At 41.9% G+C, this 6,678-nt stretch carries 8 protein-coding genes and 1 riboswitch; of the genes, 6 read left to right on the plus strand and 2 right to left on the minus strand.

The window, feature by feature from the left end:
• Positions 1-19: 19 nt before the first annotated feature.
• Positions 20-1,150, minus strand: coding sequence for a histidine kinase N-terminal domain-containing protein (locus TY49_RS13220; protein ID WP_041966386.1), 1,131 nt, complete (start codon positions 1,148-1,150; stop codon positions 20-22).
• A gap of 258 nt (positions 1,151-1,408) precedes the next feature.
• Positions 1,409-1,515: riboswitch (TPP riboswitch) on the plus strand.
• Between the two features lie 109 nt (positions 1,516-1,624).
• Here TY49_RS13220 and thiT point away from each other — a divergent pair.
• From thiT to TY49_RS13245, 5 genes are all read left to right on the plus strand, one after another.
• Positions 1,625-2,236: an energy-coupled thiamine transporter ThiT gene (gene thiT, locus TY49_RS13225; protein ID WP_041966387.1), complete on the plus strand. Its 612-nt coding sequence runs from the start codon at positions 1,625-1,627 to the stop codon at positions 2,234-2,236.
• A gap of 269 nt (positions 2,237-2,505) precedes the next feature.
• Complete coding sequence (locus TY49_RS13230; RefSeq protein WP_052442186.1) at positions 2,506-2,730, plus strand: FeoA family protein; 225 nt, start codon at positions 2,506-2,508, stop codon at positions 2,728-2,730.
• Positions 2,730-4,739, plus strand: a complete 2,010-nt coding sequence (gene feoB / locus TY49_RS13235; RefSeq protein WP_084135470.1) for a ferrous iron transport protein B — start codon at positions 2,730-2,732, stop codon at positions 4,737-4,739. The genes TY49_RS13230 and feoB overlap by 1 nt, the downstream gene beginning before the upstream one ends.
• A gap of 21 nt (positions 4,740-4,760) precedes the next feature.
• Positions 4,761-4,922 carry a FeoB-associated Cys-rich membrane protein gene (locus TY49_RS13240; RefSeq protein WP_041966390.1) on the plus strand — a complete coding sequence of 54 codons (162 nt, stop codon included), beginning with the start codon at positions 4,761-4,763 and terminating at the stop codon, positions 4,920-4,922.
• Between the two features lie 132 nt (positions 4,923-5,054).
• On the plus strand, positions 5,055-5,519 hold the full coding sequence (locus tag TY49_RS13245; protein ID WP_041966391.1) for a helix-turn-helix transcriptional regulator: 465 nt from the start codon (positions 5,055-5,057) through the stop codon (positions 5,517-5,519).
• A gap of 77 nt (positions 5,520-5,596) precedes the next feature.
• On the opposite strand, the gene TY49_RS13250 is transcribed toward TY49_RS13245, so the two are convergent.
• A complete protein-coding gene (locus tag TY49_RS13250; RefSeq protein ID WP_041966392.1) occupies positions 5,597-6,115 on the minus strand; it encodes a universal stress protein in 519 nt (172 codons plus the stop codon).
• A 156-nt stretch (positions 6,116-6,271) separates the two neighbouring features.
• Here TY49_RS13250 and TY49_RS13255 point away from each other — a divergent pair, with 156 nt between their 5' ends.
• Positions 6,272-6,457: a hypothetical protein gene (locus TY49_RS13255; RefSeq protein WP_041966393.1), complete on the plus strand. Its 186-nt coding sequence runs from the start codon at positions 6,272-6,274 to the stop codon at positions 6,455-6,457.
• The last annotated feature ends 221 nt before the right edge of the window (positions 6,458-6,678 follow it).

The raw sequence follows: 6,678 nt of genomic DNA on the forward strand, positions 1-6,678 counted from the left end.
AAGCCCAGTTTTAATATTGCTAGTTTTCTATTCTTGTCAGAGGCAGCAGCATGATGAAGGACGTCTTGTCCGGTTCTGATGAACAGGCGAGAATTCCTTTATGCTTTTCGATGATTTCCCGGCAGACGAACAAACCGAGTCCGGTTCCAAGTGTTTTGGTTGTGACGAATGGTTCGAAAATGGTTTTTAGTAACTGGTCAGGAATGATTGGCCCATTATTCGAAATCTCAATTTTGATATGGGTATCATTCACGAAAAATCCATTTATTTCAATCTGTGGATCGTCACGGTACTGGCTCAATACATCAATGGCATTAAAGATGATATTGATGAGGACCTGCCTGATTTCATCAGCATAGCCGTACAATTCCATATCGTCTGCCACTCTCTTGATAATCCGGACCTTTGTGTCAAGGATGCTGGGATATAGGAAATTCAATACTTCCTCAATCATTTTATTCAATGAGAATAGGGTCTTCTCTTTTCCAATCAGCTCTTTTTTTGATAAAAGCAGGAATTGCGAAATCCGGAAATTCAATTGCTCCAACTCGCTCGAGATGATATCGAGATACTTCATATCTTCATGTTCGGATTTTAATAACTGAATGAAGCCCTGGATGGAAGTTAGCGGGTTGCGGAATTCATGGATGAAGCTTGATGTCATTTGGCCAAGCAATGTCAGTCTGTCCTTATGTGTTGAATCGATGAACTGGTTCTTCTCTTCGATGATCTTGTTTTTCTGTTCATTGTAATAGGATACAGCATAATACAAGAAGGTATCAAAACAATAATTGATCCGATTGATCGCCTCCTGCATTTCCTCCCATTCCATATTCATTTTGTGAAGGTGCTTGTAGAGAACAGATCGTCCTGAATTGACATTATAGACAAAATCACCAATATTGATGTCAGCGCGAACTCGCTCTTCTCCGACCATAAAAGCAAGCTTTTGGATGTGTTCTTCCAATTCTTCACTTGTCTTGGAAAATACCGAAAGAATGATTACATACATTCTCTCAGCGTTCTTGCTTATTTTCTCTTTATATGGATCATCTTCTGAAACGATTATATTCTCCGTCCAGTCGGCAATGAGTTTTTCCTTTTCACTAGTCAGGAAGCTAAGCAATCGGTTATCCGTAATTGGCAGCATTTCATTAAGTCCCCCAGTTTTTCATATCGGTATTAAAGATTCGAGGAAAATCATGAAATCCCTTTGTCGAATATTGAGAACATCCGCTGAATTGCGTCGAATAGCTAAAATCGTGACAAAAGACCGATTTTTTTAGCAACAATGAGAGAGTTTTGTCTATTGAGTCATCGACATTTATTGGATAGCCCAGAGTTTGCAGAAAGGTTATACTTGTTATTGGATAGTAGACGTAGTATATTCATAGTGTAGAAATTAAATAATAACCACAAGGGGAGCTGCGTAAAGCAGCTGAGAGTGAGCGGCCGAGTTCTTACCCTTTGAACCTGTTAGTTAATGCTAGCGAAGGAATGTGGATGCGATAGGAAAGCAATCTTGGGAATCCTATATCGATCCCCACGATTGCTTTTTTTGTTTCTGAAGCAGAAAAGGCGTGTTAGAAACGGACCTCATTCTGAAAAGAAGGAGGAACAAAAGATGAAACAAAAACAGACTCTCTTTTTAGTGGAAATTGCCGTATTTTCCGCACTGGCTTATTTGCTTGATTTATTTTCAGGATTCATTTTCTCAAGAATCTGGCCTCAGGGTGGTTCAGTATCGATTGCGATGGTACCTGTATTCCTGATGGCATTTCGCTGGGGAGTAAAGGGCGGGGCAATAACCGGGCTGCTGTTAGGACTATTGCAATTTATTCTTGGCTTCTCGCAAATTTATCACCCTGTACAGGGACTCATCGATTATTTGGTAGCTTTCACCGTGCTTGGGATTGCGGGGATTTTTGCCAGACAGATCAAGGACAGCATCCAAAATAGCGATAAGAAGAAATGGATTGGTTTTATCATCGCTGGTACCTTCATTGGGAGCTTGCTCCGTTTTATCGCTCATTTCTTTTCAGGCTGGATTTTCTTTGGAGTCTGGGCGCCAGAAGGACAGCAAGCGTGGCTGTATTCTATTATCTATAACGGCACTTACATGATTCCGAGCATGATTTTGAGTGCCATTATCGTCATTCTTGTCATCGGAAATGCTCCGGCTAGGATGGTTAAATCCACACAAATTAGAAATAAAAATGATGTGAAGGAGAGCTGAAAAAGCTCTCCTGTTTTTATGTCCGATTAATACCCCGTGAAGTATATGGTCGAGATAAAGTGATCCCTGGTGAAAATATTGTCAATTATATGGAGTTTGAATAAAATACACGTTTGCAGCTGAGTTATAGTGACATAAGTCACAGTGGAAGTCGAGCTAAACTGGTTAAATAAAGATAATCATTCTCATTTAGAAAAAAACAGGTATAAAAGTGAAAATCAACATAAATTCTCATAAAAACTAACAAAAACTAGAAAAAGGTGATGGCTATGCTGGGAAAATTAAAGACTGGTGAAAAAGGCCGGATCATGAATATTGCGAGTGCAGATAAATTTGTCAGAAGAAGATTACTTGATTTGGGAATAGCGGAAGGCTCAGAAGTGTGCGTAAAATGCATCCTGCCTTTTGGTGGCCCAGTCATGGTTGAATCCTGCGGGCAATGCATCGGCATCCGCCGCAAAGAAGCACTAAGAATTGAAGTGGAGCGAGTATGATGAATATTGCGCTCATTGGCAACCCAAACACTGGAAAAACTTCATTGTTTAATAACTTAACAGGTTCCTATGAATATGTAGGCAACTGGAGCGGTGTAACGGTCGAAAAGAAAGTAGGCATTTTTAAGAATGGAAAGGATCAGCTTATTGACCTTCCAGGAGTCTATACTCTCAATCCCCTTTCTAAAGATGAGGGTGTCGTTACAAATTTCTTCCTGAATGAACCATTTGAAAAGCTTCTGAATATCCTGGATGCTTCTCAGTTAAGGCGCAATTTACACCTTACTTTGCAGCTATTGGAATACGGTGCACCGGTCATAATTGGCTTAAACATGCTGGATGTGGCGAAAAACAGGGGGATACAAATTGATATTGCCAAACTGTCTGAATCACTGGGAGTTAATGTAGCCCCTGTTGTTGCCAGGTCAGGCAAGGGGTGTGACGAGCTTGCAGAGCTGGTGACTGCTGGAGCTGTCGGAACAGGGAAGAACAATCTCGTTTATTATGGAAAAGCGATTGAAGCTGGAATCCTGGAGCTTGAGAACAAGCTGGCAGGGAAGATAAAGCACCCCGTTCGCTGGCTTGCTCTTCAACTGTTTGAAGGCAATCCATATGTAAAAAATTATTTGGAAACAATTTTGCCGATTGAGGAAATAGAAAAATTAATCAACTCAGTTACTGTTGACCAGCAACAAAATGCAGACAGCAAACAAGCGCTTGACCAGGTAATTCACCGGAAGCGAAGTGAAGCGATAGATAAAATAGTATCTGCTGCTACCACAAAACAGGAGAATAAAAAGGTTCCTCTGACTGAGAAGGTTGACATGGTCGTAACGAATAAATTTCTCGGAATCCCGATTTTTCTAGTCCTTATGTATGTCATGTTCATGCTTACCTTTGACTGGCTTGGCTTTCCGCTGTCAGACGCATTGGATTCATTTTTGTCCGGACCATTAACATCGGGGATTACAGCAGCATTGGCTGCGGCAGGTGCTTCAACATTCATCAAAGATCTTATTCTTGACGGAATCGTTGCCGGGGTAGGGGGAGTCCTCGTCTTTGTGCCGCAGATCTTCATTTTGTTCTTTTTCATATCCTTGCTTGAGGATTCAGGTTATATGGCCCGTGTCGCGCTAGTAATGGACCGCCTGATGGAATCAGTCGGCCTGAACGGAAAGGCGTTCATTCCGATGATGATCGGATTCGGCTGTAACGTACCAGGAATTATGGCAGCAAGGACGATTGAGACGCCAAAGGAAAGGCTGATGACCATCCTGTTGACGCCTCTTATGTCATGTTCAGCCCGATTGCCTGTATATGCCTTGTTTGTCGGAGCGTTTTTTGTAGAACAGAAAGCAGCTGTCGTCTTGAGTTTGTATGTATTAGGAGTAGTGATTGCACTTATTCTGGCCAAAGTATTCTCGAAGACTCTTTTGAAGGGTGAAACTTCGGTATTCGTCATTGAGCTTCCGCCATACAGGCTGCCACAGGCAAGAGCGCTTTGGAGAAGTACATGGGATAAGGGAAAGGGATTCGTAAAGAAGGCGGGAACCTTCATTTTTGCCGGCTCCGTCCTGATCTGGCTGCTTGCCTATGCTGGTCCGGAAGGTGTGAATGTCAGCATGGATGACAGCTATTTAGCTCTACTTGGAGGTATATTCGCTCCATTATTTGCCCCTATAGGCTTTGGCACATGGCAGGCAAGTGCATCCCTTTTCACAGGGTTCCTGGCAAAAGAAGCTATTATTTCAACAATGAATATCATTTATTTTGTACCAGATGAAGCAAGTCTGCAAGGTTTGCTAGCTGCCCATTATACTCCACTTGCTGCATACAGTTTCATGGCATTCATCTTGTTATACATTCCATGTCTTGCAACGGTCGCAACCATTTATAAAGAAACTGGTTCTAGACGCTGGACCGCTTTTTCAATCGCCTATGCCCTGGTTATCGCATATGTCTTGTCTCTGGTTATTTATCAGGGCGGTAGGTTGTTAGGATTAACCTAAGCCCGGAAGGAGGACGGATCTATGATCGCAAACATATTAATCGGCGGTGCTATATTCGGATATGCCGGCTGGGCCTTCTACCGATTCATCAAGAAATCGAAAGAAGGGAAATGCGCTGCTTGTTCCATCCAAAGCTCATGTTCAAGCAACTGCAGCGTCAGCCAGGAAAAAAAGATAAAATAATTCAGAAGGAATGCAGTCTGCTGCATTCCTTTTTTAAAACAGACTTTCTTATTAAATGATAGAAAAAATATTTTTAATTCTAACTAATTAGGTGTAAAATTACACTAAAAGCATTTTAAAGGAATGAAGCGGATGACGAGGGATGAAATCATTAGCAGGGTCTCGGAAAAAGTTAGGGTGCTGCGGGCAGAAGTTGGTTATACACAGGATAAAATGGCTGATATCATTGGAATCTCCAAAAAGACGCTTGTCCAGATTGAAAAAGGCAGAGCCCAAGCCGGCTGGTCGACAGTAGTGACCATATGCGCCTTGTTCAGGGAAACAGAAACAATCCAGTTTTTGTTCGGCAATGAACCACTTGAGGTCCTTGAAACCATTGCACATGAAGGGACAGATTATCGAAAAGAGAAAACATTGGGCGGCAAAGTCTGGTGGAGGGAAGTAGCCAGAGATGGAGGATTTGTCATGCAGCAAAACATTCTGAGCCAGCATTACAGGATTCTAGATCAAGATGACTTTCGGATATTCAGTAGTTTTGAGGAAACTGAAACAAAAGAGCGGTTAGAGGAAATCGCAGCTGAAGCGCTGAAGGGATAAGCGAGTATAGCGCTGGAACGCAGTATATTTCAAAAATAATAAACAGCCGGATGGTATAATCCGGCTGTTTTTGGCTTCTATTTTGCAATAAGAACATGGCAATGTGCGTTATTGGCTACCTTTTGACTAACGCCACCAAGAATTTTACGCTTGATACCTTCATTTCCCGATTGGCCTATGATGATTAAATCAGCATCTACATCCACTGCAAATTCTAAAATACTCTCGGCTGGACTTCCATCCAGGGTGGAGTATTCAGTATCCATATTAAGAGGATCCAGTTCGGCCTTTGCGTTGTTAAAAGCTTGTTCAGAGCTGTGGGTAATGATTGAGTGCTCTGATTTATCGAGTGCACCTTGCTCCATAGCCAGTGGTGGCACCTGGATGCCATCTGCCGGAAAATTGTTGATGGGCAGATGCTCAATAGGGCGCTCAGTAGATTCCACCAATTCGCTTTTGACTTTTTCCTCATATACATGGCCAACATATAATTTTACGCCTTCTTTATCTCTAGTGATCTCCTTTGCCAATTGCAGAGCTTTCTTGCTGCCTTCAGAATCATCGTAAGCGAGAACCACTTTTTTTATTCCAGCCATAAGATCAACCTCCAAGATTAGTACGTCTTACTATTCAATACCCATTTTTTAAATAAAACTAACTGACCTAATAAATTCCAAATACCCTCAAAATTCCTCAAAAACTGGCGAACCTTGTTGTAAAGCTTTTTAAAATTTTGGATTGGAGTGGTCGGTATGGAATTACAATCTCAAAAGCCGATTCATCCGACAATACGGAAATGCATGCAGCACCTTGATGTCATAAAAGCGGATGATAAAACCAAGCAAATCGTCTATATGTATATGGAATCACTTCTTCGAGAAAGAGATATGCTAGTTGCCAGCAAGCAGGAACCAATAGAATCACAGATTCATAACTAGTAAGAACCATCAGTGCTTATTCCAAAGAACAACCGCAGATACCGGAGTATCTTGCGGTTTTTTTGTTGTTTTGTAGGAAGTGATGCCGTGTTCGGACAAAACAACGTCTTCAGCATGGGGTTTTGTCTGAAGTGATGCCATGTTCGGACAAAATACCGGCTCAACCAGGCGGTTTTGTCGGAAGTGATACCAGGTTCGGACAAAACAACGTCTCTAGCATG

It is taken from the genome of Mesobacillus selenatarsenatis SF-1 (genome assembly GCF_000813125.1).
In the GTDB taxonomy this organism is placed as follows: Bacteria; Bacillota; Bacilli; order Bacillales; family Cytobacillaceae; genus Mesobacillus; species Mesobacillus selenatarsenatis.